This window comes from Paraburkholderia phytofirmans OLGA172 (genome assembly GCF_001634365.1).
In the GTDB taxonomy this organism is placed as follows: Bacteria; Pseudomonadota; Gammaproteobacteria; order Burkholderiales; family Burkholderiaceae; genus Paraburkholderia.
Window position 1 is genome coordinate 1295785 of record NZ_CP014579.1, and the last position, 26254, is coordinate 1322038.

Below are 26254 nucleotides of genomic sequence, written 5' to 3' on the forward strand. Positions count from 1 at the left end.
GGGGATTGGCGGTGACGCCTGGAAATCTCAGAAAGCGGTCTCGCTTCCATGCAGCACGACAACCCGCACATCGTCACGCTCGTTCGCATCGTTGAACACCTCGGCAAGACGCGTATACATCGCTTCCATTATTGCATTCTTGTGCGATGGGCGATTGAATCCGAGCGTCAGAATGCCGTTTTCGAGTACGTCAACAATTTCTGTCGTCATGGTTACCATGCCTCCATCCAGGGGCGAAGTTCGGTCTCGTGCGTCCAGGCGTTGCGAGGTTGCAGGTGAATCTGGTAGTAGGCGTCGGCGATGGAGTTTGGATCCACGATGCCGTCCTGCTCCTTGAGGGCATAACGCTGCGGAAAGGTGGTCCGGATGAAGTCGGTGTCGATGGCGCCGTCAATGATCGGATGCGCAACATGGATGCCCTTTGGCCACAGCTCGCGGGCCATGCTCTGCGCGAGTGCCCGGAGTCCGTGCTTGGCGCCCGAGAACGCGGCATAACCGGAGCGGCCGCGCAAGCTTGCAGTGGCGCCAGTGAAGATGATCGTCCCACGGCCGCGCGGCAACATCGCCTTTGCGACTTCGCGACCCATGAGAAATCCGCCGAAGCAAGCCATCTCCCACACTTTGAAGTACACGCGAGCGGTGGTCTCGGTAATGCTGAACTGGACGTTCGCGCCGATGTTGAAGACGGCGACTTCGATCGGGGCAATGTCGCGCTCGATTTGTTCGATGAGCGAGACCATTTCCTCTTCCTTGCGGGCGTCAGTGCCGAATGCGTACGCGTCGCCCCCCGCTGCCTTGATCTCTTCCACTACCGGCGCGAGTTTGTCGACATTGCGGCGCGTCATACAGGCGATATAGCCCTCGCGGGCGAATCTGCGAGCGATGGCACTTCCGGTGGCGTCACCCGCGCCAATGACCAGTATTGCTTTCTTGTCCGTCATTTCGTTCTCTTCATGAACATGTAGCGTTTGAGGTGGTGATCACGATCGCCAAGTTGATGGTCGATTATGATCAACCGCTTTGCGAAGTGCGAAAGTGGCAGTTCGCGCGTCATGCCAATTCCGCCATGCAGTTGAATGCCTTCCTCCGCGACCAGCGTGCCGATTCGTCCGATTGTGTACTTCGCGGCCGACAGGGCGCGTTCGCGGGCGGCATGGTCTGCACCGAGCGCAGCCGCCGCATTGATCACGGCGGACCTCGATTGTTCGATCTCGAGGGCCAACTGAACCATGCGATGCGGCAGCGCCTGAAAAGCACCGATGGGCACGCCGAATAAGTCGAATACTTTATGTAGCCACGTTGAAAACTGCATAGCGGAATTGAAAACTGCAATTCAGTCTAAGCTTGCGATTTATGCGCTGTCAAGGTTGCTAAGTGGCCCTTACGTTCGTCCTATGGAAAACCCCGAGAAGTGAAAGTGCGCTTGCTGGCCGTTCTGCACAGCAGTAGCATGAACCGAATTTGAGCCCCCAGCCATGCCGGTGCCATGCCGGCTGGCAATACCAACGTGGAGACGATGTGTCTATGGAAGAGGCCAGGCAGTTGATCGCGGAATACTCGCGAATCCATCAGATTATTGAACCGTGGGTAAGCCAGCTACCCAATGGCATTGCCTTGCAAGACAAGCGGCACCGCCAGACATACGGCGAACTCGATGTCTCGATCCGCCGTGTGAGCGAGCGTCTGGTTTCGTTAGGAATTCGCCCAGGCGACCGGGTGCTGGTCGTTGCAGAGAACTGCGTGGCCGTGGGCGTTCTGGTCCTTGCGCTGAGTGCGCTTGATGCCTGGGCTGTGGTTGTCAATGCCCGTCTCTCAGCGCGCGAGATCGACAGTTTCCTCGATCATTCGGGTGCGAGGCGGGCGTTCTACACCCATGGCGTTGGACGGGATGCGGACGCGCATGCTCATCGTCACGGTGCTGTTTCGGAATCATGGCCCGGCATCGGCGAGCTGGCGGTCGGACCGCTCAATGAGCAGGCCGTCGCGGAGCCGACCAGCGAAGATCCGAGGAAGCAAACGGCGGTCATGATTTATACGTCAGGCACCTCCGGGCAACCGAAGGCGGTCATGCTCAGCCACGCCAACATGCTCCACATCGCGCAGGTGATTCGAACCGTGCGCCGCTTGAGCCCGGAGGACAAGGTCTATGGCGTGCTGCCGATGGCGCACATCATGGGGTTGTCCGGCAACCTGGTCGGCTCGCTGGCGTGTGGAACCACCTTGCTGCTTGACGATCGGTTTGCCCCGGAGACGCTCGCCAAGGCAATTCTCGAAGAGCGCATAACGATGCTTTTTGGGGTTCCCGTTATGTTCGCAAAACTGCTCGACTGGTGTCGCAGCACAGGTACCGATATCAGCGGGCATAGTCTGCGCACGATAGGCGTAGCAGGTTCGCCGTTGACGCCCAAGCTGAAAGAAGACGTGGAGCGGGCGTTTGGCATGGTCCTGCAGAATAATTATGGGTTGACCGAAATGGCTCCGACCGTGACGCAGACGGTGCTTTCAGATCCCCGGCAAGACTGCTCAGTCGGAGTCCCGGTGCCTGGCGTCGATCTTCGTATCGTCGACAGGCATGGAGCGGACGTGGCGCCTGGCGATGTGGGCTTGATTTGGGTGCGCGGCCCGAATCTCATGTTGGGATATTACCGGGACGAAGCACTGACTCGGGAGACCGTCAATGCAGATGGCTGGTTCAATACCGCGGACCTTGGGCGGCAAGAGCCGGATGGCGCGGTTTTCATTATGGGCCGGACCAAGGACTTGATCATTCGGTCAGGATTCAACGTTTACCCGGTAGAAGTCGAGCAGGCTCTGAATACCCATCCCTTGGTGATTCAGTCCGCCGTGGTTGGCAGGGTAGTTGAGGATAACGAAGAAGTTATAGCGTTCGTCGAAGCTGATCCGGGCGCGACGATTACCGCAGATGAGATCAAGGTCCATTTGAGGGAGCGATTGTCTCCTTACAAGATTCCCGCGGAGATCCACTTCATGGCGCAACTGCCGTCCGCGCCAACGGGAAAGATCCTGAAAAATGCGCTGAAGGATCTGGCTGTGGAGTTGGCGGCAAAGGGCGGCGAGGAGCGGCGGGTCGCTCCTGGGCGAGTGAATTAGAGAACACCGGTTGGGGTGATTTTGACCCGTCGCAGCCAGCGGTATGCTATTTTCCGCCCCGGGATTGGAGAAGTGGCAGCAAGGCGGCGGCGGGGATCCACTGAACAAGAGTTGACGATTTACCCTCGCTTGCTGCCGGCATGGGCCGAGTGGGCTTGCCGCAGGGGGCTTCTCAAATATGGGCTTTGTTCATTCGGAGGATTTTATGGCTTTGAACGCGCAGACCGCCTCCACCGAGAAACGCATGGTCGAAACGGAGGCCTCCGATAACGACGTATTAGGGGACGGGGATGGCGACCGGCACTTTGTAATCGCGCTCGCGCGAGGGTTGGACGTACTTCGCTGCTTTCGCAGTGGTGATATGTTTCTCGCGAATCATGAGATCGCGGAGCGCTGCCGTTTGCCGAGATCGACCATCACGCGCCTGACGTACACGCTTACCAGGCTCGGCTATTTATATGTGGTTCCGGAGACCGGCAAATACCGCCTTGGCGCAGCGGCTGTTGCACTCGGCAGCGCAATGTTGGTGAAGCTCGACGTGCGCCAGGTGGCACGCCCGCTGATGCAGAGCCTCGCAGAAGAGGTTGGAGCGATGGTCGCGCTTGCCACACGCGACAGGATGGCAATGTTGCATCTGGAGTGCTGTCGCGACGACTCCGTCGTGACACTCAATATGGACGTCGGCGCACGCATACCGCTGGGTACGACATCCATGGGCCGTGCTTATCTCGCCGCCATTCCGGCCGGTGAGCGCGCGGAACTGATGGAACGGATTCGCGCTTTCGACGAAGGCTCGTGGCCTGCCGTCAAGCAGGGAGTCGAACGGGCACTGCAAGAGTATGCGGATACGGGGTGCTGCTCGTCCTTGGACGAGTGGCTTAAGGGCGTGAGTGGAATCGCCATGCCTTTTAACCCAGGCAGGGGACTGCCACTCATGGTGGTCAACGCTGGTGGGGCGACGCAAGACTTCCCTGCCGAGCGGCTGTTCGAGGAAGTTCGCCCGAAGCTGATCCAGGTGGTCAATAGAATTCGACTTGAATTGGGCCAGATTGGTGAATATGGCGGGATGCCAATGGGCTCGGATGATTCGTGTATCCCCGGTTGACGCGCGAGGAGATCGTTCACGCGTAGCCTCATTGGGGTAGTCTGAATGAGCCGGCGTCCCCCGGCGCGTCACGGGTTTCAACGAATCAGGCTTGACGTGGGGTGCCTCATCGAGTCTGTCGACCGGCCACGGGACTCCGGCTGGTCGACTTCGTCCCAGCAGCCAAAGGTTATCAGCAGTTTTCTCATAGGGTCGCGATGCTGCAGCACTTCCTTTTGCAGCTGACCTCGATCACGCATGGAGATGACGCGAGGCCTCGTCTTGTGGCGACGGTACACCAACCGCGTGCATGCGATCGCGTTCGCTCGCATGACCCTGGCGTTCATTCGTTGTAGAGGTCGCTGCACGGGCCGGCATATCGAACATCGAGCGATGAACCGTCCTTGAATACGAGCCGTTTCACAACTCCGCAATCCTGGACTGTGTGAACCGCACTCCGCTTCACGAAAACACCCGGGCGTTCGTCGGGCAGAACCAGCTGCATCAGCGGACCGAACTTTTGCATGGCGTCGAAAAAGCTGGGTTCGCGCGATGGTTCTGTCACCCCCTCCCAATAAACAAGGGCGGCGCCGGAATTCCGGGCGTCGCGCGCGAGGAAGCGCAGCGTTTCCTGACCAAGGACGTAGGAGGACGTTTCAATATGTGGCACATCGCGCATGCGGGTCTCCGTTGGTAAACTGTGCGAATTATGATGATCGAGCCTGACGGGGGCTCGCGTTCTCATGTCAACCCAGATGCGTCCCCAGGGGGACGCACTTCAACGCCTGCTCGTCTTCGAAGAAATAATCCAGCGCAGCGAAGGCCTTCGGCGCGAGGCCATGCTTTTCGATGACAAGGTCTGCGGCATGCAGACCGCCGTGCGCAGGACATGCGATAGCCGTGAGTTGAGAGCCTCGATGCAATGTCGGAACGACTGCCTTCATGAACCATGTCTCCATCGTGTGCCCTTCGTCGACGCGAAGGTGTCTTCGGTATTCAAGTAGTACCGGCACGACTATTACCGCAGGCGATTACTCGCGTGTGACAGCCCCTTGACTGGGACTTCGTCCTCACGCGCATTTTGGGGGCAGGCACTGGCCACCAAAACCCGTGTTAACGCTGATAACGCTGAGTCCTATTAGACGCGAGAGCCGCGCAATGACAAGAGCCCATTTTCAATCTGTCCGCACTGACTAACAATTATGTATGTGTAAGCCGCATTATTTGTGCGGCTTGCATGGGTCATCGACGGTGTAAATCGGTTCTGTCGATGCGCGTTTGCGACGAGTCGGCGCTCACAAGCGCTGCGGGGCGAACCGCGCCGACAGATATCAATCGCGTCACCCACAAGCTTTCGATGTGAAAGAATTTGGGGAGGCGCACAATAGTTCCTGCTACGCTCGGGCGCGTAGAATATTAAATGCCAGCGCGATGCGACCGCGTTCCGGCTTCGCGAGGTGCGCAGATGACTACTGAACCGACCCGCCAAATAACGGCTGAAACCGTAGTAACCGACGGCTCCGTCATTTACGTCGTCGATGATGACAAGGCAATCCGCCTTGCCCTTGGAACGCTTATGCGCTCTGTGGGCTTGCGCGTCGAAGTGTTCGAGTCCCCTGACGAATTTCTTCGTTTTCCCCACTCCGCGGGGCCGAGCTGCCTCATCCTCGACGTGCGACTCCGCGGCAAAAGTGGCATTGCTTTTCACCAGGAAATCGTCAATAGCGGCATGCGTATTCCCGTCGTATTCATGACCGGTCATGGGGACATCGAGATGGGGGTAAAGGCGATGAAGGCCGGCGCGCTGGACTTCTTTGCCAAGCCGTTCAAGGACCAGGACATGCTTGACGCAGTTGCTCAGGCACTGGCGAGAGACAGTGAGCGACTCGCGGCGGAAGCAGCGTTAGCCGGCCTGCGCGCCTCGTACCAATCGCTGTCGCCGCGCGAGAAAGAGGTGATGGCCTTTGTGCTGTCCGGCCTGCTGAACAAGCAGATTGCCTCCGAGATGAACTTGAGTGAAATTACGGTCAAGGTTCACCGTGGACAGGTAATGCGCAAAATGAACGCGCGCTCAATGCCGGACCTTGTCCGCAAGGCCGAATCGCTTGGGATCGAGCCCTGTCTGCCCCAGGTCGGTCATCACTAGGCGCCATCGCACCCGAGCGTACCTGCAGAGCGTGGACGACTCGCTAAGGGTTTCCGAGAGCGACCGAGAGCCAGTGAGTCAATGCAGCGGCCCGGTAAGGCTTCTGCAGCAATACGAGTGCGCCGGCACCTACCGCTTTCGCCTGCAGCGACGGGGTCGGATATGCGCTGACAAAGATGGTCGCAGGGGCGTGCCCCTGAGCACGCAGGCGCTCATGCATTTCGATACCAGACATCCCGGGCATACGAACGTCGGAAATCAGGCAGGAGGTATGAGCGGCCTCCCCGGACGAAAGAAATTCTTCTGCCGACTCATACGTGCGCACCTGCCAACCCAGCGACCGGATTAGGCTGCCTAAAGCGAGACGGACGGCTTTATCATCATCGACAATCGAAACAACAGGCGTAATTTGCAAAATGCGGCCCTCGACCTCTCTTTCCAAGGGATGACGTGCGGTCGGTGCCGCGCGCCTCGTTTAATCCGCAGATTAGCTTACAACCGCGCCCACTGACATGATACGAATGTATATGTGAACTGAACTACGTCCGCGCCGGTCGCCTCGTGTGTCTCAGATTCGCACTACCTCATGCGTCGTGGCTGGTGGGAGGCTGAATGAGAACGTCGCGCCGCCTTCAGGGTTGTTGGAGGCCCAGATTTGCCCACCATGGGCGTCGAGAATAGAGCTGCATATAGCCAGCCCCATCCCCATGCCGGAGCTGCGTGTCGTAAAGAACGGTTCAAAGAGTCGTGGAAGATTGTCCTCGCGGATACCGGCCCCGGAGTCCTTCACCGCCACGACAACATTGCCTTCAGGGTCAAGGCGGGACTGGATTATGAGTTCGCGCTTGCCGTTGACGCTTGCCATCGACTGCAGGCCGTTGATGATTAAATTGATGAGCACCTGCTGGAGCTGCACACGGTCGCCCATTATCAGAGGTAGCCCCTCCGCGAGACAACGGGTCGGGGAGCCCCTCTGACGCCCACTATCCCTTCCGATAAGGGCAAGCGCGTCCTCGACCACGTCGTTGATGGCAACCGGCACCCGGTCCGGCGGCGCCCCCTTCATGAGTTTCCTCACACGTTGCACGATTTCGGCGGCTCTATTTCCCTCGTCTGTCATGTGGTTCACGCAACCCTCTATTTCTTCCATGTTCGGAGGCTGGCGATGCAGCCAGCGAAGACATGCTTCACCGTTCGTAACGATGGCGGAAAGGGGTTGTCCCACTTCGTGGGCAATCGATGCGCTCAGCTCACCAAGCGCCGTTACCCGGCTTGTCCGTTCAAGCTCGCTTCGCGCATGCCGTAACTGCTCCTCTGTCTGCTTCGCCCGCGTCACGTCCATTACGGCCCCGATGAACCTCCTGTTATTCGGCTGACCGTTCGCTGCGTGTGCAACCACATGGAGGTGCTTGACGCGTCCATCGGGAAAAAGCAGACGATGCTCGATGTCAAAGTCGTGACTGGAACCGCTCGCCTGTGCAAGCACCTCCTCGAACACCGGTATATCCTCCGGATGTACCCTCTGCCTGACCAGCTCAACGTTGGGTGCAACAGCCGCGTCGTACTCGAAGATAGAAAAAGTCTGCTCAGACCAGAAGAGTTCTCCGCTCAAGACATTCCAGCCAAAACTGCCGGTTTTGCTTAGCTTCTGCGCTTCGGCGAAGTACTGCGCCTGACTCTTTTGAAGCAGTTCCTCGGCGCGCTTGCGCTGCGTGATGTCGTTATTGGTCTCGAGCGTGGCCAACGGGTTTCCCGCGCCGTCGTGCTGCAGTGTCCAGCGGCTCGCTACGATTACCTCCGTGCCGTCCCGTCTCGTGTGTATTAACTCGCCCTCCCAGTGGCCTTCGCGAAGAAAAATCTGCTGGATTTGCTCGCGAGCCAGGGGGAACACCGTATTCAGAAGTTCGTCGACCATTTGACCAAGCGCCTCTTCCTTCTTCCAGCCATAAAGCGTCTCTGCTGCGTGATTCCAGGACGTAATGACTTCGTTCCTGTCGCGCACGAATACGCTATCGTGTGTCAGGTCCAGCAGCTGTGCCTGAGCGCGCTGCGTCTTCTCAACCCGGTCAATCCGCCTGACAAGGGTTGTGACCGCGATTGATGTGACGAGAAAGGCCGAAAGTGAAAAGTAATCCTGGGGTTTGCTAACCCGGAAGCTATAGATGGGCTCCGTGAAAAAATAGTTGAGGAGCGCGGCGCCAAAGACCGAGAAAATCGCGGATGAGATGAAGCTGGCCAGCAAGGACAAGAGGACAAGGACAATCAGAAGACAGTAGCCAGTGGCGCTCAATCCCAACTGCAGCCAGAAGCAGGTCGCAGCAACGGCTCCGAGCGCCATACAGCCCCAAATCCACAAAGGCGCGAGATGCCGTAAGCTGCCGCTTTTATGTGAAGAACCTATTGCCTGCACCGAACGCCTCCCTTAGCGCAGCTGCGCTGACCACTTCCATCTGGTCTGGCGCAACAACTTGCGGGCGCCATTCTTTCATTCTTTAATAAACGCTCGGAAATATTCTCGACTTCTCCGTCCATTCTGTTCTTCATCTTCATGATGATAGCCGACGGAGATCGTTTCGCGCCGTTCGACACCGCTCATTAAGTCTGCTCACCGCGCCTATACGCCCGTATAAGCAAGTTACCCTAACGCGGCATCCGGATATCCAACCGTAGAGTAGATTCGCCCTTCGGCAAAACCTACTCTTCTCTCATCGAGACCGCGCTTGCCGTTATGACAGCACAAAGCTCGCGGTTCGGCCCGACGACACCATCGCCTTTTCGGATGCCCGCCCGACCGGTTCCCTCTAAACGCCTCCGAGGAATCATCGTGTCACATACTTTGCATAGCTGGATACATGTCGGAAGCAACGCATATGTCGAGTACACCTTCGTGCCGTGGCTTGGCAGAAACATCTATCGCCGCACCGTCGAATTCTCCACAATATGCATCCAGTAGCTGCAAGTCAGGAGTTATTCGACCTCTATCACTGCTTCGCTCTTTGTTACAGAGAGGAACACGATGTTGAACGCTGAACCCAATACGGCTTCGGACATCCTGTCAGAGAATGGCCTTCACGATACGTCTACTGCCCCCGACCTGCCCTCAATCCATCACCCGTCTTCCCGTCGGCCGGGCCGGCTCGCCCAGTCGAAGTCCACCTGCCGGACTTCGTCGCCGAAGGGTAGCGACCCGTGGGCGACGATGGTCGCATCCATCCATCAATTTTCTTCCCCGCCAGACCCGCTGCGGAATTCTCCGGACCTGTCCGGCCGCTCCTGCTCCGCTGGCGGGCTGTTCCGTCCGCGGGAGACGGACGGCGGTGACGTGCGCACCTTTACTGTGACGGTCGTGGAGGAACTTTCCAATTCGCTCTTCGTGCTGTGCTGGCGCGACCCGACGCTTTGCAACTACGAAGACCAGGTCTGGTCGCCGTGTCTCGCTCGCGCGTCGGGGCGTTGCGCCCTATCCGGCAAGAATATCGGCCGGGGCGACCCGGTCTACCGTCCCCGAACCCGCGGACGAGGAGTGCCACTTAATGGCGACGCAATGATTCTGGCCAGCGAGATGGTCAAGGTCCGCACAAGCGCCTGATGCGCGTTGGAGTTGGCGCATGTCGGTTCGAACTCACTGATGAAGCATTGCCTGAGGGGTGGCCGACTCAGGGTGCGCTGCTCCGTCTGGCCACAGGAGGTTTCAACATGAAACTAGAGGCCGCTACATTTGTGCGACTGCGCCGTCTCGCTCCGGTTCTCGACGACATACTCAATGCGAGAGAGGTCGAATACGCTGACCAGGCCGTTGACCTTGCTTCACTTGCTCAGCTGTGCTCACAGTTGTTCGACGCGTACCACTACCAGCACCCGGGCGAGATTGCGCAAGCGCGCCTCGACGCCCCGGATGCTATGGGAGGGATGTGGAAGTAAGCCAGCTGGAGTCAAACGGGATTCGCAGACTCCTTTGTCCGAAGGAGGGGGGTGAACAAGGTACGCGTTTATGCGCTGCAGTGCATAAGGCAGAGATTTTTTTGGTTGGCGGTCGCGGCAACCAGCGCATCGCCATGTCGTCGGACCTGATCCGCGACCGGTAATCAAAAAAATGTTTGTGCTAAACCGCTCCACAGGCGGTGGCGGCTATGGGCATTGAATGACCGCCGCGGTAATTTGTGATGTCTTGCAGTGGCGATCAGACACGGACTTCCGGCGAGAGTGGGAAGCATCACGTGTAAAGGAAGCGGGAATGCGCGCGTGAACCGGGAAATCACCCGCCGTTCTGGAGTACGCTGGTGCGCCAGCAGATCGAAGGCACGAGTGCAGCCGCGTTGGCCTCGTCAGGAAAGGTGAACGTGTACGGAAACAGGTGCGGTGGCAACTAGCGCGCATGGGTGGGACCTGGCGGGGCTCGTGGAAGGCTGCCGGGCATGTCTTCGATGCGGAGCATGTGTCCCTTGCCACATACGGGGCAGTCGCGCAGTGACTTGCCGGTGAGTCGCTGGTAGCGGTCACGGTAGTCTTCCCGGGGCTCGGCTGGGGCAGCGGCGGGAGCCTGGACACCGAGCAGCTGCCTGCAGGTGGCGAGCTTGCCGGCACGGTGGCAGTTGGCGAGCCACCCGTAGCTGCGGATGCGCTTGAAGCCGTCAGGCAGCACATGCAGCAGGAAGCGACGGATGAACTCGTCGGCCGTGAGCGTCATGGTCCTGTGCCGGGACTCGTGCCGGTAGTCCTTCCAGCGGAACTGCACGGTGTGCCCGTCGAAGGCGAGCAGCCGGTTGTTGGAGATGGCGACGCGGTGGGTGTAGCGGCCCAGGTAATCGAGCACGTGTTCGGCACCGCCAAAGGGTGGCTTGGCGTAGACCACCCACTCGGCGTGAGCAGCGGGCGCGAGCCAGGCGGCGAACGCTCGCGGGTCACGCAACGGCTCGAGCTGGCCATGGAAGCGCAGCACGCCGGCATCGAACGCACGGCGCAGCTGGTCGAGAAAGAGCCGCCGGAAGAGCCGTGACAGGACCCGCACCGGCAGGAAGAAGCCCGGACGGCAGGCGATCCAGCGCTCGCCGTCCGGGGAGATGCCCCCGCCCGGCACAACGCAATGCACATGAGGGTGATGCTGCAGATTCTGTCCCCACGTATGCAGGATCGTAAGGAAGCCGATCTCGGCGCCCAGGTGCTTCGGATCGGCGGCGATCGTGCGCAACGTTTCGGCGCTGGCGCGAAACAGCAGATCGTAGAGCGTCCTCTTGTTCTGGAACGCGAGAGCGGCGATGGATTCGGGAAGCGTGAAGACGACATGGAAATACTCGGTCGAGGGGAGGAGCTCCGCATGCCGGCGTTCGAGCCATTGCGCGCGGGCGAGCGACTGGCACTTCGGGCAGGCCCGATGCCGGCACGAGTTGTAGGTGATGCGCTGGTGACCGCAGGCGTCGCACTGTTCGACATGGCCGCCGAGGGCCGCGGTGCGGCACAGCTCGATGGCACTCATCGCGCGTCGCTGCACACGACTGAGCCCCTCGGCATGGGATAGCCGAAAACTGGGCCCACACTGGCGGAAAATGTCCGCCACTTCGAGCGCCGGCCGCATGACTGCGCTCAGAAGTAGTCGGGCGCAGGTGGCGGGGATGGAACGGGTGCGGGATGCGGCAGCAGGTCGAAGGGACTGGTGGTGGCGCACACGGTGCTGGTGGCCACCTTCAAGTACCGGGACGTTGTCGCAAGGGACCTATGGCCCATCAGCAGCTGGATCCGGCGTACGTCAGTACCGGCTTCCAGCAGATGCGTGGCGAACGCGTGGCGCAAAGAATGGGGTGTCACGGGTTTGGGGATGCCGCTGCGCTTGCGTGCAAGCTCGCATGCGTCGCCGACGGCATGGCGGGTGATGGGCCGCCCCGGAATGTTGCCTGGAAAGAGCCATTCCTTCGGATGGGCGTCCTGCCAGTACAGCCTCAGGATCTCGAGCAGCCTCGGCGAGAGCATTACATAGCGATCCTTACGGTTCTTCCCCTGGTTCACACGAATAACCATGCGCTTGCTGTCGATATCGGTGACCTTCAGATGCACGACTTCGGAGACACGCAGTCCGGCGGCGTACGCGGTCATCAGGATGGTGCGGTGCTTGAGACTGGCGACCGACTCGAAGAAGGCGGTGATCTCCTCCAGGCTGAGGACGACTGGCAGTCGGAACGGCTTCTTCGGTAACGGAAAGTCCTCGTCACTCCAGTCGCGTTTGAGCGTCACGCGGTAAAGAAAGCGCAGTGCACCGATCGTTGCGCCGAGACTGGCGGGTGCCAGCTTGCGCTCTTCGAGGAGGTAGACGAGCCAGGCCCGGATCTCGTCGGGACCCAGCAGTTCGGGCGAGCGGTGAAAGTGCCGGGCGAAACTGCGTACCTGAATCAGATAGGACTTCTGTGTGTTATCGGCGAGATTGCGGATCTCCATGTCGTGCAACATGCGTTGGCGCAGCGGCGTCATGACTAACCTCCTGGAAGCAGTGGTGGAGCCCGGTTGGGCATCCACATACTGCTCCTGGAGGTATCTGCGTCCCCTCGTTGGGATCCTGCGTCAGCTCACCGCCGCAATGAACGTCAGCCATCAGCTCTCGCACTCCTCCCCCTACCGCGTCAGCGGTTTAGTACAAACGCGTTAAGGTGGCAGCGGGACGCGTCCTTGAAAGGTCGATCGCTCAAAATGGTATTGTGGAAGTTGCGGCATCAACTTTTCCAGTGGAGCTTTTTTATTGCAGCACCACGGTCCGATCGCCGTTGATGAAAACCCGCCGCTCGATAAACGCCTTTACGGCCCGCGCAAGCGTGATGCATTCGACATCGCGTCCTGTCGCAAGCAGCCGCTCCGGGCTGTGTGAGTGATCGACGCGCTCCACGACCTGCTCGATGATCGGACCTTCGTCGAGATCGTCGGTGACGAAGTGCGCGGTTGCGCCAATCAGTTTCACGCCGCGCGCATGCGCCTGGTGATACGGCTTCGCCCCTTTGAAGCCCGGCAGAAACGAATGATGGATATTGATCGCGCGGGCCGTGAGCGCACGGCTCGTTTCGCCGGAGAGAATCTGCATGTAGCGGGCAAGGATCATCAATTCAGCACCTGACGTTTCGAACAGGTCGAGCAAACGCGCCTCCTGTTGTGGCTTGGTATCGGCGCTAATCGGCAGATGATGGAACGGCAAGCCGTGCTGTTGCGCGAGCGGCTCCAGATCGCGATGGTTCGAGGCAATCCCGGCAATATCCATCTTCAACTCGCCCATGCGCCAACGGAACAGCAGATCGGCGAGACAGTGTTCAAGTTTCGACACCATGATCAGCACCTTCGGCCGCGTGCCGACGTCGTGCATCGCCCACGTCATCTGAAAACGCTCGGCGATCGATTCGAATTCGCGCTTGAGTGCCGCGATATGCAGGGTCTCGTTGCTGTCGACGCCATGAAACACGCAGCGTACGAAGAAGCGCTCGCTGAGGTCATCGTCGAAAACGGTCAGTTCGTCGATATAGCAATGATGCCGGTCGAGAAAACCGACAACGGCGGCAACCTGGCCCGCCGCGCTCGGACAGGCGACCGTGAGAACCAGTTGATCGGGACGGGAATCGGCGGACATACAGGTTCTCCACTTAAACGATTGGGCAACGCCGCGGGGCGCGGCATGCATCATCGCAGTAGAGCAAATCAGCGGGTCACGGGGATAGAAGCTAACCGCCGTCACGCTGGAATGGGAGCGTCAGACGAGGCTGGGGCGGGACGGTGAAATAAGCCCGGCATTCCAGACTTCGGGGTCGCTACTCGACAGATTGATGTCGCATCCGGTCGAATCCTTATAAATCTGGACCCGTATTCTTGTTCCGTCGATGCAGGCATGGCAGATGATCGTATGCATTGCCGATAGTCTCAATCAGCCTGGTTAGGTGGTGTCGCCCTGGTTAGCTTTAGTCAGCTTTAGTCAGTTTTGGCGAGTTTCAATCCGTTTCAACCAGTCTCAGCGGTTTCGAACTGCCCGTCATGCGAGAAGCGCCGCGCGTTGGAAGACAGCGCGCAGCAGGGATCGCTTTATCCAACGAACTACGCAGGCAAAGAGCAGGGGAGAATTGAATGAAGAAGAAAAATCCCGTTAGTCTTTCGGGACTCGTTCTCGTGGCAAGCGCTGTATGCGCACCGACGGTGGCCCATGCGCAAAGCAGCGTCACCCTGTACGGGATTCTGGATGCCGGCATCACCTACGTGAACAATGCCGGCGGCGCGAACCAGTTCAAATTCGACGACGGCATTTCGTACGGCAACCGGATCGGCTTCAAAGGCGTGGAAGATATCGGCGGCGGCTTGCAAGCGGTCTTCGTGCTGGAATCAGGTTTTCGCCTGGGCAATGGGCAACTGGGATTCGGCGGTGCTGAATTCGGACGCCAGGCTTATGTCGGCATCAAGAACGGGTGGGGGACTTTCTCGTTCGGCAATCAGCTCGACATGACCGAAGAGTTTGTGTTTCTGTACAACATCTCCGCATGGGCGAGCGGCTACGCGATTCACCAGGGCGACTTCGACCGGATGAACGGCGACCGTCTGCCGAACTCGGTGAAGTTCCTGTCGAATGATTTTGCCGGTTTCACCTTCGGCGGCATGTACTCGTTCGGCAACACCGCCGGCGACTTCCATCAGAAGAGCGCATGGAGCGTGGGTGCGCATTATGACCACGGTCCGTTCAACATGGGCGTGGCGTATACGCAGTTGAACAATCCGTTCGGCATTTATGCCTTCGACCCGTACGCGATGATCGGCACGCGCACTTTCCTCGGCCAGCCGACCGTTTCCGTCGATCCGGCCACCGGTGCGGTGACCGATCTGTATAGCTCGTCGGCATTCCCGGTGGACAAGCAAGGCGCGTTTGCGGTCGGCGCGGCCTATACGATCGGCAACCTGATGCTCACCGGCGATTTCACCTATACGACGATCAAGGGCTTCGGGCAGAGTTCGCACATGCAGGTTTATGAAGCGGGCGCGTCGTATAACTTCACGCCTGCGCTGTCGCTGTACGGCGGCTATCAGCACACGAGCTTCGAAGGCAATCACTGGAACCAGGGCTCGCTTGGACTGCACTACCTGTTGTCCAAACGTACCGATGTGTATATTTCCGGCGACTATCTGCGTGCGTCGGATGGCGTGAATGCGGTGATCGGCTACAGCTTCGCACCGTCCTCGTCGAATACGCAGTCCGATGTGCGGATCGGGATGCGGCATTCGTTCTAAGGTTTTTTCAGCGCATTGACGCGAGCGGTTTCGCAGGCTGCGGGAGCCGCTCGCGTTCATCACTTCGGGTTAGCCGCCACGCGGCCAGCGTGTCCACGCGATTCCCATCGTTTGCCCATCTTCAGTCCGACCATCGCAACACCTGGCCGCAACGCGATTGCGGGAGCCAGTTCGACTCCACGGCACCGTGGCAAACGACCGCCTTCCCCTGTCGAACCTCGACGCGATAATGACCATCAACGGTGCGTTGGCGTCCTTGAGATCCGTACAACTGGTAGCCGGCTATGCCGATCTTGCAGCGAATGCAGGCTTCGTGTTGCCGGCGGGGGCGGTTGCCTGTCTGCCTGCGATCGACACTGTCGAAAGCGCTGCGTCAGTTGCGCCGTTTGACCAATTGGAGTCACCGCCATGGCCGAACCGCACACCACCACCGCCACAGCGCTATCGGCCGCTTTCGGCCTCGCGCCGGGTATAGATGCCATTGCGCTGATCGGCGCGTTTACCGGTGCGGCGCTCGTCGTCGTCACGACGAAGAATATCGGCGTGCTGAAGCGCATCGCTTACATGCTGATTTCCCTCGTGATGGGCTATCTCGCGGCAGCCGAGATCGTCAACGTGACGCCGATCCGCTCGACGGGCGTGGCTGCCTTCTTCGCGGCCGCGCTCGTGATTACCGTCACGCTGCAACTGATCAAGCGTGTCAAAGCGGTGGATGTATTCGCGTTTCTCAAGAGACGGAGGTGAGATGTCCATCTTTTTCGCACTGGCCGCGCACACCGCAGCGTTCGTGCGCCTTCTGTGGAGTGGCAATCAATGAGAACACTACGCTCTGGCGATCATGGCGCGGATGTCGGCTTGCTGCAAAGCCGCCTGATCCGCGCCGGCTACACACTCGACGCGACGCACCTTTACGACGACGCGACCGAAACCGCCGTTAAAGCGCTACAGGTTAAAACAGGACTCGTCGACGATGGCGTCGCCGGCCCAAAAACGCTCGCCGTGCTCGCCACCGGCAAGCGCGACCCAAAGCACCTCGCCGATGCCGATATCGTCAAGGCGGCCGACACGCTCGGCGTTCCTGTCGTGCTCGTGCGTACCGTGAATGAGGTCGAATCGCTTGGATCGGGCTTTCTGCCGGACGGGCGGCCGAAAATCCTGTTCGAGCGCCATGTGTTCTGGAAGCGTCTGCATGCGCGCGGCATCGATCCGGCTCCGCTCGCCGTCAAGTATCCGAACATCGTTTCGCAGAAATATGGCGGCTATATGGGCAACGCGGCCGAATACACCCGGCTTGCGAGGGCCGAGCTGATCGACGCCGGCGCGGCCTATGAGTCGGCGAGCTGGGGCGCGTTTCAGGTGATGGGGAACAACTGGGGGCGCCTGAAATATTCGAGCATCGATGACTTTGTGAGCCGCATGGAAAACAGCGAAGGCGACCAGCTCGAAGCGTTCGTGCGCTATGTCGCGGCCGATAAGCGCCTGCTTGCCGCGCTCAAGGCCCGCGAGTGGGCAGTTTTCGCCGAACGCTACAACGGCACGAACTACGCTCGCAATCTGTACGACGCGAAGCTCGCGCGGGCATATCTCAAGTACGCCGGCGCCGAGGCGGCCGCATGAAAGCGCTCGCCGTGGACAAGGCAAAACAACAGGCGCAGCGGGTATGTCTCAGAGCTGCCGAAGGCTGGAATGTTTCGATTGCCGCACAGCGGCTTGTTAGTTCGACGGTGCACAAATCGTTACCCAGCGGTACATGATGCAACCAGGAACTGAGGGATTCGGATTGCTCCTTGCTGCAGCAGACAGCGATATGTCAACCGCTTACCGAATCGTCAACAGAGGGAGGCTGCTGGCGATACCCGACCATGTTTATGCCCAGCGTGGCGATTTTCGCCGCAATTTCCTGAGAGTTCAGGCGGCCGTTTGGATGGTACCAACGGTGCACCCAGCGGACCATCCCGCTGATACACAAAGATGCCAGTTTGGCATCTGGAACATGAAAGACGTTGGCGTCCACACCCTGGGGCGAACCGAAGTCCTGCACGCGCTTCTGTCCTGGTCGCATCGAACGAAGCCACCTTGTGACATTCCCGAATTCTCAGCTCGACTCCATACAGCTACCCGAAATTTCGTGCAAAATTGCACAATGGATGTGCGCGGTTGTTATTTTCGGCTGACCAGGAAAATGAACAATCAGACTCCAGAACTGAAAATAGCATGTCGCCCTGCATGATCTCGCGGAATCATGGCGAAACATCCATTAACTAAAATTCGTCGGGTTCTGATTGCCATTCTTAAAGGCGGCACGAGAAAATTGATCTTCTGTGTTTTTAAATATGATTGAAGATTTTACTGGCGAGTATTGGCAGCCAGCCTTCTCGTAATGGCTGCTTCGATACGTCGCTCGTGAATGGCACTGAGAAGGCCGTCACGTCGCCAGGATCATGAAACTCATCACCCAGGCTTCTTACCGGGCGAACTCGGTCATCGTCCTGCAGGAGACGAATTGCACGTCGTGCTGGCGAGGACACAGGTATCGGCTCATTTGGCGATGACAAGGAGAGTCGAGGTCGCGGAGGCGTAAAGTTTCCCGTCGTCATCCTTCAATGTCGCCTCGACGAACGCTGCGCGACGGCCAATGCTCAAAACGCGGCCTTCCGCGCGAAGCTTACCGGTTTCGTGTGTAATGGCTTTGTGGTATGCCACTTTAAGTTCCAAAGTCGTATAGCCCTGCTTTGCCGAAAGTCGGGAGTGCGCTGCGCAGCCACATGCGGAATCGAGAAGGGTAGCTGCGTATCCTCCGTGTACGGTGCCGATGGGGTTGTAGACGCGCAATGACGGCACGCCCTCGAAAGCGGCGAAGCCTTCCCCAACCTCGACAAGACTGAACTCGAGGGTTTCGCCAATGGGCGGGCGACCTCCCATTTCTATAAGCTTGCGAAGCTGTTCAAGCCCAGTCAGGCCGGACGGTAGTTGCTCTACGAGGTTCATCGACAGACTCCAGACAAAAGCGCTATTTTAGTGCCCCTCGCGAGCGCAACAGGATCTCGTCCGACTGTTTTGGGCCGGGCTCGGCCCGAGCGAGCATTTGTCCGGAGAGTCCGTTTGCGATTCCAGCGATGCAGTGACGCTCCGGGTCACGGTGGGTGTCGGGCCCCAGCGGTAACTGCCGACACGGACCAGTTCCCTTTCGGAGCGGCAGACGCTAACGTACCGCCGGTGTCGGGATTCAAGGCATTCGTTGCAGCGTCAGCGGATGGACGACGGATGACGTGCAAGCGCGGTCACCTTCATCGTCATATACGGAAACAACGGCAGACCCGAGAGAATGGTGTGCAGTTCGTCGTGCGAGTCGACGTCGAAGATGCTGTAGTTCGCGTACTCACCGACCACCCGATGCAGTTGCTGCCACTTACCTTGCCGTTGAAGCTCCTGAGCGTATTCCTTCTCGCGAGCCTTGATTTCATCGGCTTGAACAGCCGGCATGTCGTGTGGCAGGTGTACGTCCATTCTTACGAGATAAAGCATGGTTCTCTTCCAGAAAATGTGATGCTCCTGCCGGTTCCTTGGCAGGAGAGAGTCGAAGTGACTGGTTCTGCGTTGAACGTGTGTGCTCAGATGTTTTTGTCGCGACGGTAGAAGGCGAGCTTTTCCTCATCGATATGGAGGCCCAGGCCCGGTCCTTCTGGCATATGAAGGTCGAAGTCCCGATATTGGGGGCGCGCAGTGACGATGTCGTCTTTCAACAGGAGAGGTCCGAACAACTCCGTACCCCAGGCAAGTTGCGGAAGGGCACTAAATCCGTGCGCCGATGCAATCGACCCAATACTACCCTCAAGCATCGTGCCGCCATAGAGGGAGACACCGGCTGCATCCGCGATGGCGGCTGTACGCATCATTCCGTAGATTCCACCGGACTTCGCAATCTTCAATGCAAACACGTCCGCACAGGCGCCGCGCACAAGTTCAAGCGCATCCTCCGGGCCAGTCACCGCTTCGTCGGCCATGATGGGTACGATGAAACGCGATGCAAGTCTGGCGAGTGCTCCGCGCTGCTCTCGCGGAGTGGGTTGCTCGATGAGGTCGATGCCAGCAGCTTCGAGCGCCTCGATTCCGAGCGCTGCGTCAACTTCGTTCCAGGCCTGATTCACGTCGACCGTGACTTTGGCGCGGTCGCCGAGCGCGGCTTTGATCTTCGATACGTGCGCTACGTCATCACGAACGCTACGGCGGCCAATCTTCAGCTTGAATGTATTGTGACGACGTTCGGCCAGCAGCGTTTCTGCCTCATCGATGTCTCGTTGTGTATCACCGCTCGCGAGTGTCCAAAGGACCGGAAGCGTCTTGCGGACAGCGCCGCCAAGAAGGGTCGAGACCGGGACGCCCAGGCGCTTGCCTTGCGCGTCCAGCAACGCTGTCTCGATTGCGCATTTTGCAAACCGGTTTCCACGCGCGACCTTGTTCAGCTTGAGCATTGCGTCGTTGATGTTGGTCGCGTCTTGCCCGGCAAGTGCAGGTGCAAGGTAAGTGTCGATGGTCAGCTTGATGCCTTCGGGACTCTCGTCGCCGTACGACAGACCGCCAATCGTAGTGGCTTCGCCAATACCCTCGATGCCATCGCTTGAGCGCAGACGGACGATGACCAGGGTTTGCTGCTGCATCGTCGCCATCGCTAGCTGATGCGCGCGAATAGTTGGGAGGTCAACCAGAATCGCTTCGACGGAGGTGATTTGGGCGTTCATACCTGGAATGTTGGAGTTGAGGGGTTGCTGAAGTATTGCGCGCCCAACAATCGCCTGTCCAACACCATTGACGTCTAGTGTCATACCCGCGAGGTATGCCGGAAATTACCGCCCCCGGTCGGCAGCGGGCGTATGGGGTATCCGTTCCTCCTCGTACAGCCGATAGATGAGTTCAAGCATTTCCCGAATGTCCCGCGACTCGTCGAGCATGCGCGTGCTCATGATGATTGGGGAAACCAGCGTGGGGTCGTCCAGCTCTTTGTAGCTCACATTATCTCGCTTCAGGCCGTACACGCTGCTCGGTACGACAGAAATTCCTTCCCCCGCTGCTACGAGACCTAGCGCAATCTGCAACTCTCGAACTTCGTATATCCGGCGCGGCTTGAGACCACGGTCTTCGAATGCCGACAGCACCTGGTCTGCATAACTGGGCCGCGGCGCCTTAGGGAAAATAATCAGGGTCTCGTTGACCAGGTCGCCAAGAGCGAGCACAGGCTTGGCGAGTGCGAGGGGATGGCCCTCCGGGTAGGCGACAATCATCTTCTCTTCGCGAAGGATCACCCGGCGGATGTTCGCATCCTCATGACGAATACGGCCGAACCCGACATCAATCACACCGTCCTTCAGCGCTCTAATCTGGTCCATCGTCGACATCTCGTGGAGGCTGAGTTCGACCGTGGTGTTCTCATCGCGGAAGCGACGGATGATTTTTGGCAGCATTCCGTACAACGTCGAACCCACGAAACCGACAGAGAGGCTGCGCTCGATGTTGCCCACGCGCCGCGTCATTGATTCGAGTTCGGACGTCTGAGCCAGCAATTGGACGGCATGAGCATAGAAAAACTTACCCGTCTCTGTCAGCTTCAACGGGCGCGAGTCGCGCTGGAATAGCTGCACCTCAAGAATCTCTTCAAGTTGCTGTATCTGACGGCTCAAAGGCGGTTGGGCCATGTTCAGCCGCTGTGCCGCGCGCGTGAAATTGCGTTCCTCGGCTACGGCGACGAAATAGCGAAGATGCCGCAGTTCCATTTCAATACCCCATGGATATAGATCGATACTAAATCAGTGTTGGACGAGGCCTTCCGGTGTCCATTATTCTGCATTCACACTCTGTTTTAGCACCCATTATACCTCTCAGGCATATTCAATCGGGGGCAAAACCAAGGGTTTACCCGATCAGAAAGTAGAGATTCAGGAGCAGACATGAACGTCAAAGTGTTCGATACGATGGAAGTGCAGGACCTGCTGAAGGCCGCTGCTAACGTTGGTGGCCAGGACGGCAGTGCTCGCGCCAAACAGATTGTCCATCGCCTGCTGAGCGATTTGTTCAAGGCCATCGACGACCTTGACATGACGCCTGACGAAATCTGGGCGGGCGTTCACTTTTTCAACAAGCTTGGCCTGGACGGTGAAGCGGCGTTGCTTGCCGCTGGTCTGGGCCTGGAGAAGTATCTCGACATTCGCATGGATGCCGAGGACAAGGCGGCTGAAATCACCGGCGGCACGCCGCGTACCATCGAAGGTCCGCTGTATGTTGCCGGTGCGCCCGTGCGCGATGGCATGTCGAAGATTGATCTCAATCCGGACGAGGATGCCGGCCCGCTGGTCATCCGCGGCACGGTAACCGGTCCAGATGGCAAGCCCGTCGCAGGGGCGGTGGTCGAATGCTGGCATGCCAACTCGAAAGGCTTCTATTCGCACTTCGACCCGACCGGCGCGCAGAGCGAGTTCAACCTGCGCGGCGCGGTCAGCACCGGTCCCGACGGCAAATACGAGTTCCGCACGCTCATGCCGGTCGGTTATGGCTGCCCGCCGCATGGCGCGACCCAACAACTGTTGGACATGCTCGCCCGCCATGGCAACCGCCCCGCGCATGTGCACTTCTTCGTCACCACCGACAAGTACCGCAAGCTGACGACGCAAATCAACATCGAGGGCGACCCGTTGATTTGGGACGACTTTGCCTACGCCACCCGCGAGGATTTGATTCCCCATGTGGTCGAAAAGACGGGCGGCGCCGCGCTGGGCATGAAAGCCGATACGTATAAGGAAATCGAGTTCAACATCGAGTTGACTCCGCTGGTTCAGGGCAAGGATAACCAGGTCGTCCACCGTCTGCGTGCGTCTGTTACCGCCTAACCGCTGAACGCGGCTGCTAGTCGTACTACTGCTGCCGCTCAATTCTTCGCAAGAATCTTTCGACACCGATGCGTGTGCTCCATCACCTGAAGCACGCGTAAGGAGAGCACACATGTCTGCAATTATCGACAAAGCCTCGCAGCTGGATGAACTGCTGCATACGGCCGTTCAGGACGACAAGCAAAACGGTGTATTCCGTTGCCGCCGTGACATCTTCACGAACACTGACTTGTTCGAGCTCGAGATGAAGCACATTTTCGAGAGCAACTGGGTATATCTGGCGCATGAAAGCCAGATTCCCAACAACAACGACTACTACACGACCTGGATTGGCCGCCAGCCTGTAGTGGTAACTCGCGACAAAAGCGGCGAACTGCACGCGGTCATCAATGCCTGCGCGCATAAGGGCGCGATGCTGTGCCGTAAAAAGCATGGCAACAAAGGCACCTTCACGTGTCCTTTCCACGGCTGGAGCTTCGCCAACACCGGCAAGCTGCTGAAAGTGAAAGATGTGAAGACCACCGAATACCCGGTGCAATTCAATACCAACGGCTCGCATGACCTGAAAAAAGTCGCGCGCTTCCAGAGCTATCGCGGCTTCCTGTTCGGCAGCCTCAACGCGGACGCGATCCCGCTGGAGGACTACCTCGGCGAGACCAGGGTCATCATCGACCAGATCGTTGACCAGGCCCCGGACGGGCTGGAAGTGTTGCGCGGCAATTCATCGTACGTCTACGACGGTAACTGGAAGATGCAGATGGAGAACGGCTGCGACGGCTACCACGTCAGCACCGTGCACTGGAACTATGCTGCGACGATGGACCGGCGCAAGGTCGAGGGCACCAAGGCCGTGGATGCGAACAGCTGGAGCAAGTCGGTAGCCGGAGTGTACGGGTTCGACCATGGCCACATCCTGCTGTGGACCAAGACGATGAACCCGGAAGTGCGGCCGGTCTATCAGTACCGCGACGAAATTAAGGAACGTGTGGGCGAAGCGAAGGCGGATTTCATCGTCAACCAGACCCGGAACCTTTGCCTGTATCCCAACGTATTCCTGATGGACCAGTTCAGCACGCAGATTCGCGTGGTGCGGCCTATCAGCGTAGGCAAGACCGAAGTCAGCATCTTCTGCTTCGCTCCCAAGGGTGAAAGCGCAGCCGACCGGGCTACCCGCATCCGCCAATACGAGGATTTCTTCAACGTCACGGGCATGGGCACCGCGGATGACCTTGAAGAATTCCGTGCCTGCCAGGCGGGCTATGCCGGCACCACTGCATTGTGGAACGACCTGTCGCGCGGTGCGCCGCTGTGGGTCGAAGGGGCCGACGCGAATGCAAAAAATATGGGTCTGAAGCCACTCATTTCAGGCGAGCGCAGCGAAGACGAGGGCTTGTTTGTGTGTCAGCACGAGTACTGGGTCGATGTAATGCGCGATGCACTGAAGAAAGAACAAGGGGAGGCACTGGCATGAGCTTCGATTACCAGAAAATCTGTGCTGCGCTGTACCGCGAAGCGCGCCTGCTCGATGACCGGCAGTGGGACGACTGGCTTGCGTGCTATGCCGAGGACGTCACGTACTGGATGCCCGCGTGGGATGACGACGACCGGCTCACCGACGACCACGAAAGCCAGATTTCGCTAATGTACTACCCGGACCGTGGCGGACTTGAAGACCGGGTGTTCCGCATCAAGACAGAGCGCAGTAGTGCTTCTATGCCTGAACCACGCACCAGTCACAACGTTACGAACGTGGAAGTGCTGGCCGAGCGTGAGAACGAGGTGGACGTGCGCTACAACTTCAACACGCTCAGCCACCGCTACAAAACCACTGACCAGTTTTTCGGCACGATGTTTGTCACTCTGCGCAAAGTCAATGATGAACTATTGATTTCCTACAAGCGCATTGTGTTGAAGGACGACTACATCCGCCAGGTGCTCGACGTTTACCACGTCTGACGTCGAGCGTCAGCGGAAATCAGAAGTACAGGAGGCAAGATGTCCAGCTACAACATTGCACTGAATTTCGAAGACGGCGTGACCCGCTTCGTTACATGCAAGGCGGGCGAGAAGGTGCTTGATGCCGCCTTTCGCGCCAAGATTAACCTGCCGATGGATTGCTCCGACGGCGTGTGCGGTACCTGCAAGTGCCGCGCCGAGAGCGGAAGCTACGACCTTGGCGACGATTACATCGAAGATGCGCTGACCGAGGATGAGAAGGAGAGCGGCCTCGTCCTGACCTGCCAGATGGTGCCAGAAAGCGATTGTGTCATTGCGGTGCCGGCATCTTCCACTGCATGCAAGACTGAGCAAAGCAAGTTCGCTGCAACAGTAATAAAGGTAGAAGCACACAACGATGCGGCCATCGTGCTCGAACTGGATGTTGATGCGGCCGCGCCGGTATTCCTGCCGGGCCAGTATGTCAACATTGATGTTCCAGGCAGCGGTCAACATCGATCGTACTCCTTTTCATCGGCGCCGGGTGAATCGAAAATCAGCTTCCTGATTAAGAAAATTCCCGGTGGTGTGATGAGCACCTGGCTCGAATCCGCACAGGCAGGCAACCAAGTGGAGCTGACCGGGCCGCTGGGCAGCTTCTATCTGCGGGCCGTCGAGCGGCCGTTGCTGTTCCTCGCCGGCGGCACCGGCCTGGCACCGTTTCTGTCGATGCTCGAAGTGCTGGCTCGCGCGAATTCGCAGCAGAAGGTTCACCTGATTTATGGCGTAACGCGAGACCTCGACCTCGTGCAGGTCGATGCAATCGACGCGTACGTGGCGAAGTTGCCGAACTTCACCTACAGCACCGTCGTGGCCGAAACGGATTCCACGCATCCCCGCAAGGGTTGGGTGACGCAGCACATGCCGGCCGAGGCTGTAAATGATGGCAACGTGGACGTGTACCTGTGCGGGCCGCCGCCGATGGTCGATGCGGTGCGCAAGCATTTCGACGACAACGGCGTGAAGCCCAACAGCTTTCACTACGAGAAGTTCACTCCTAACGCAGCACCGAGGGCCGCATGAGCGCGCAACGATTTGCCGGCAAGGTCATGGTGGTCACCGGTGCCGCGCAGGGCATTGGTCGCGCGGTAGCGCTTCGCGCAGCCGCCGAAGGCGGCAAGGTGCTGTTCGTCGATCGCGCCGAGTTCGTCTCCGAAGTTGCCGCCGAAGCGAGTGGCGCGGACACAGCCGGGTTTGTCGCCGACCTTGAGACGTACGAAGGCGCTGCGTCGGCAATGGCCTTTGCCGCGCGCAAGTTCGGCGGCATCGACATACTCATCAATGGCGTCGGTGGCGCGATTCGCATGCGCCCGTTCGCCGAGTTCGAACCTGAGCAGATTGACGCGGAAATTCGCCGCTCACTCATGCCCACGCTGTATGCCTGCCATGCTGTGCTGCCGTACCTGCTCAAGCGCGGCGGTGGCACCATCGTCAACGTCTCCTCGAATGCCACGCGCGGTATCCGCCGCGTGCCGTATTCGGCGGCCAAGGGCGGTGTCAACGCGATAACGCAGTCACTGGCGATGGAGTATGCTGAGCACAACATCCGTGTGGTCGCCGCCGCGCCGGGCGGGACCGACGCGCCTCCGAGACGGATCCCTCGCAATACTGCCGGCGACAGCGAGCAGGAAAAAGCCTGGATGGGCGATGCAGTGAAGCAGGTCACTGAATCAACCTTTTTCAAGCGTTACGGCAGCATTGACGAACAGGTCGCGCCGATCCTGTTCCTCGCTTCAGACGAGGCAAGCTATATCACCGGCACGGTGCTTCCAGTAGCCGGTGGTGACACAGGCTGAGCCATGAATT

The 26254-nt window shown here is 58.8% G+C and carries 30 protein-coding genes and 1 pseudogene; 15 read left to right on the plus strand and 16 right to left on the minus strand.

The features are described from left to right. Positions 1 to 27 precede the first annotated feature (27 nt). The 3 genes from AYM40_RS25890 to AYM40_RS25900 are packed head-to-tail and all read right to left on the minus strand — an operon-like array spanning position 28 to position 1333. Complete coding sequence (locus tag AYM40_RS25890) at positions 28 to 210, minus strand: enoyl-CoA hydratase-related protein (RefSeq protein WP_063499026.1); 183 nt, start codon at positions 208 to 210, stop codon at positions 28 to 30. A gap of 2 nt (positions 211 to 212) precedes the next feature. Then, positions 213 to 941, minus strand: a complete 729-nt coding sequence (locus AYM40_RS25895) for an SDR family oxidoreductase (protein ID WP_063499027.1) — start codon at positions 939 to 941, stop codon at positions 213 to 215. Then, positions 938 to 1333, minus strand: a complete 396-nt coding sequence (locus tag AYM40_RS25900; RefSeq protein ID WP_335341237.1) for an acyl-CoA dehydrogenase family protein — start codon at positions 1331 to 1333, stop codon at positions 938 to 940. Before AYM40_RS25900 ends, AYM40_RS25895 begins: the two co-directional genes overlap by 4 nt. A 191-nt stretch (positions 1334 to 1524) precedes the next feature. Between AYM40_RS25900 and AYM40_RS25905 the strand changes: the two genes are divergently transcribed. Both AYM40_RS25905 and AYM40_RS25910 read left to right on the plus strand, forming a co-directional pair. Continuing rightward, positions 1525 to 3111: a class I adenylate-forming enzyme family protein gene (locus AYM40_RS25905; RefSeq protein ID WP_063499029.1), complete on the plus strand. Its 1587-nt coding sequence runs from the start codon at positions 1525 to 1527 to the stop codon at positions 3109 to 3111. A 205-nt stretch (positions 3112 to 3316) separates the two neighbouring features. Continuing rightward, positions 3317 to 4216, plus strand: a complete 900-nt coding sequence (locus AYM40_RS25910; protein WP_236721087.1) for an IclR family transcriptional regulator — start codon at positions 3317 to 3319, stop codon at positions 4214 to 4216. A 143-nt stretch (positions 4217 to 4359) separates the two neighbouring features. On the opposite strand, the pseudogene AYM40_RS42720 reads toward AYM40_RS25910, so the two are convergent. The 3 genes and pseudogenes from AYM40_RS42720 to AYM40_RS25925 all read right to left on the minus strand — a co-directional run. Next, a pseudogene (locus AYM40_RS42720) lies at positions 4360 to 4522 on the minus strand (IS110 family transposase); the annotation flags it as partial. A 16-nt stretch (positions 4523 to 4538) separates the two neighbouring features. Next, positions 4539 to 4874, minus strand: a complete 336-nt coding sequence (locus AYM40_RS25920; protein WP_063499031.1) for a hypothetical protein — start codon at positions 4872 to 4874, stop codon at positions 4539 to 4541. Positions 4875 to 4941: 67 nt separating this feature from the next. Next, on the minus strand, positions 4942 to 5139 hold the full coding sequence (locus AYM40_RS25925; RefSeq protein WP_063499032.1) for a hypothetical protein: 198 nt from the start codon (positions 5137 to 5139) through the stop codon (positions 4942 to 4944). A 521-nt stretch (positions 5140 to 5660) separates the two neighbouring features. Between AYM40_RS25925 and AYM40_RS25930 the strand changes: the two genes are divergently transcribed. Continuing rightward, positions 5661 to 6341 (plus strand): response regulator transcription factor, encoded by a 681-nt coding sequence (locus tag AYM40_RS25930; RefSeq protein WP_063499033.1) that lies wholly within the window; start codon positions 5661 to 5663, stop codon positions 6339 to 6341. 43 nt (positions 6342 to 6384) lie between these two features. On the opposite strand, the gene AYM40_RS25935 is transcribed toward AYM40_RS25930, so the two are convergent. Both AYM40_RS25935 and AYM40_RS25940 read right to left on the minus strand, forming a co-directional pair. Then, positions 6385 to 6783 (minus strand): response regulator transcription factor, encoded by a 399-nt coding sequence (locus tag AYM40_RS25935; RefSeq protein WP_236721088.1) that lies wholly within the window; start codon positions 6781 to 6783, stop codon positions 6385 to 6387. A 126-nt stretch (positions 6784 to 6909) separates the two neighbouring features. Further along, entirely contained in the window at positions 6910 to 8751 is a 1842-nt protein-coding gene (locus tag AYM40_RS25940) for an ATP-binding protein (RefSeq protein WP_082855303.1), read from the minus strand. Positions 8752 to 9357: 606 nt separating this feature from the next. On the opposite strand from AYM40_RS25940, the gene AYM40_RS39035 reads away from it, so the two are divergent. Further along, the gene (locus tag AYM40_RS39035) at positions 9358 to 9930 is read left to right on the plus strand and encodes a DUF3331 domain-containing protein (protein WP_236721090.1); all 573 of its coding nucleotides are present in this window, start codon (positions 9358 to 9360) and stop codon (positions 9928 to 9930) included. A 107-nt stretch (positions 9931 to 10037) separates the two neighbouring features. Further along, positions 10038 to 10262, plus strand: coding sequence for a hypothetical protein (locus tag AYM40_RS25945; RefSeq protein WP_063499034.1), 225 nt, complete (start codon positions 10038 to 10040; stop codon positions 10260 to 10262). A 445-nt stretch (positions 10263 to 10707) separates the two neighbouring features. Here the strand turns inward: AYM40_RS25945 and AYM40_RS25950 are convergent, their stop codons facing one another. The 3 genes from AYM40_RS25950 to purU form a co-directional block, all read right to left on the minus strand. Further along, positions 10708 to 11913: an IS91 family transposase gene (locus AYM40_RS25950; RefSeq protein ID WP_063499035.1), complete on the minus strand. Its 1206-nt coding sequence runs from the start codon at positions 11911 to 11913 to the stop codon at positions 10708 to 10710. 8 nt (positions 11914 to 11921) lie between these two features. Further along, positions 11922 to 12800: a tyrosine-type recombinase/integrase gene (locus tag AYM40_RS25955; protein WP_063499036.1), complete on the minus strand. Its 879-nt coding sequence runs from the start codon at positions 12798 to 12800 to the stop codon at positions 11922 to 11924. 262 nt (positions 12801 to 13062) lie between these two features. Then, positions 13063 to 13938 (minus strand): formyltetrahydrofolate deformylase, encoded by an 876-nt coding sequence (purU, locus tag AYM40_RS25960; RefSeq protein ID WP_063499037.1) that lies wholly within the window; start codon positions 13936 to 13938, stop codon positions 13063 to 13065. A gap of 488 nt (positions 13939 to 14426) precedes the next feature. On the opposite strand from purU, the gene AYM40_RS25965 reads away from it, so the two are divergent. The 5 genes from AYM40_RS25965 (at position 14427) to AYM40_RS41515 (ending at position 17329) form a co-directional block, all read left to right on the plus strand. Then, positions 14427 to 15575 (plus strand): porin, encoded by a 1149-nt coding sequence (locus AYM40_RS25965; protein WP_063499038.1) that lies wholly within the window; start codon positions 14427 to 14429, stop codon positions 15573 to 15575. A 157-nt stretch (positions 15576 to 15732) separates the two neighbouring features. After that, complete coding sequence (locus AYM40_RS43850) at positions 15733 to 16050, plus strand: head completion/stabilization protein (RefSeq protein WP_158515326.1); 318 nt, start codon at positions 15733 to 15735, stop codon at positions 16048 to 16050. Next, positions 15984 to 16319 carry a putative holin gene (locus AYM40_RS25970; RefSeq protein ID WP_063499039.1) on the plus strand — a complete coding sequence of 112 codons (336 nt, stop codon included), beginning with the start codon at positions 15984 to 15986 and terminating at the stop codon, positions 16317 to 16319. Before AYM40_RS43850 ends, AYM40_RS25970 begins: the two co-directional genes overlap by 67 nt. A 69-nt stretch (positions 16320 to 16388) precedes the next feature. Beyond that, on the plus strand, positions 16389 to 17192 hold the full coding sequence (locus AYM40_RS25975) for an N-acetylmuramidase domain-containing protein (RefSeq protein WP_063499040.1): 804 nt from the start codon (positions 16389 to 16391) through the stop codon (positions 17190 to 17192). Next, positions 17189 to 17329: a hypothetical protein gene (locus tag AYM40_RS41515; RefSeq protein ID WP_158515327.1), complete on the plus strand. Its 141-nt coding sequence runs from the start codon at positions 17189 to 17191 to the stop codon at positions 17327 to 17329. Before AYM40_RS25975 ends, AYM40_RS41515 begins: the two co-directional genes overlap by 4 nt. Positions 17330 to 17385: 56 nt before the next feature. Here the strand turns inward: AYM40_RS41515 and AYM40_RS40645 are convergent, their stop codons facing one another. From AYM40_RS40645 to AYM40_RS25995, 5 genes are all read right to left on the minus strand, one after another. Continuing rightward, the gene (locus AYM40_RS40645; protein WP_148662301.1) at positions 17386 to 17616 is read right to left on the minus strand and encodes a hypothetical protein; all 231 of its coding nucleotides are present in this window, start codon (positions 17614 to 17616) and stop codon (positions 17386 to 17388) included. Positions 17617 to 18113: 497 nt separating this feature from the next. After that, on the minus strand, positions 18114 to 18563 hold the full coding sequence (locus AYM40_RS25980; protein WP_063499041.1) for a PaaI family thioesterase: 450 nt from the start codon (positions 18561 to 18563) through the stop codon (positions 18114 to 18116). 258 nt (positions 18564 to 18821) lie between these two features. After that, positions 18822 to 19100: a muconolactone Delta-isomerase gene (gene catC / locus AYM40_RS25985; RefSeq protein WP_063499042.1), complete on the minus strand. Its 279-nt coding sequence runs from the start codon at positions 19098 to 19100 to the stop codon at positions 18822 to 18824. Positions 19101 to 19186: 86 nt separating this feature from the next. Next, the gene (locus AYM40_RS25990; RefSeq protein WP_063499043.1) at positions 19187 to 20314 is read right to left on the minus strand and encodes a muconate/chloromuconate family cycloisomerase; all 1128 of its coding nucleotides are present in this window, start codon (positions 20312 to 20314) and stop codon (positions 19187 to 19189) included. Positions 20315 to 20419: 105 nt separating this feature from the next. Then, positions 20420 to 21343 (minus strand): LysR family transcriptional regulator, encoded by a 924-nt coding sequence (locus tag AYM40_RS25995; protein ID WP_063499044.1) that lies wholly within the window; start codon positions 21341 to 21343, stop codon positions 20420 to 20422. Between the two features lie 174 nt (positions 21344 to 21517). On the opposite strand from AYM40_RS25995, the gene catA reads away from it, so the two are divergent. The 5 genes from catA to benD all read left to right on the plus strand — a co-directional run bounded on the left by catA (position 21518) and on the right by benD (position 26244). Continuing rightward, complete coding sequence (catA, locus tag AYM40_RS26000; RefSeq protein WP_063499045.1) at positions 21518 to 22453, plus strand: catechol 1,2-dioxygenase; 936 nt, start codon at positions 21518 to 21520, stop codon at positions 22451 to 22453. Positions 22454 to 22565: 112 nt separating this feature from the next. Next, positions 22566 to 23924, plus strand: a complete 1359-nt coding sequence (locus tag AYM40_RS26005; protein ID WP_063499046.1) for a Rieske 2Fe-2S domain-containing protein — start codon at positions 22566 to 22568, stop codon at positions 23922 to 23924. After that, a complete protein-coding gene (gene benB / locus AYM40_RS26010) occupies positions 23921 to 24409 on the plus strand; it encodes a benzoate 1,2-dioxygenase small subunit (RefSeq protein ID WP_063499047.1) in 489 nt (162 codons plus the stop codon). Before AYM40_RS26005 ends, benB begins: the two co-directional genes overlap by 4 nt. Before the next feature lie 39 nt (positions 24410 to 24448). Next, a complete protein-coding gene (gene benC / locus AYM40_RS26015; RefSeq protein ID WP_063499048.1) occupies positions 24449 to 25471 on the plus strand; it encodes a benzoate 1,2-dioxygenase electron transfer component BenC in 1023 nt (340 codons plus the stop codon). Continuing rightward, entirely contained in the window at positions 25468 to 26244 is a 777-nt protein-coding gene (gene benD, locus AYM40_RS26020; protein ID WP_063499049.1) for a benzoate diol dehydrogenase BenD, read from the plus strand. Before benC ends, benD begins: the two co-directional genes overlap by 4 nt. Positions 26245 to 26254 lie beyond the last annotated feature (10 nt).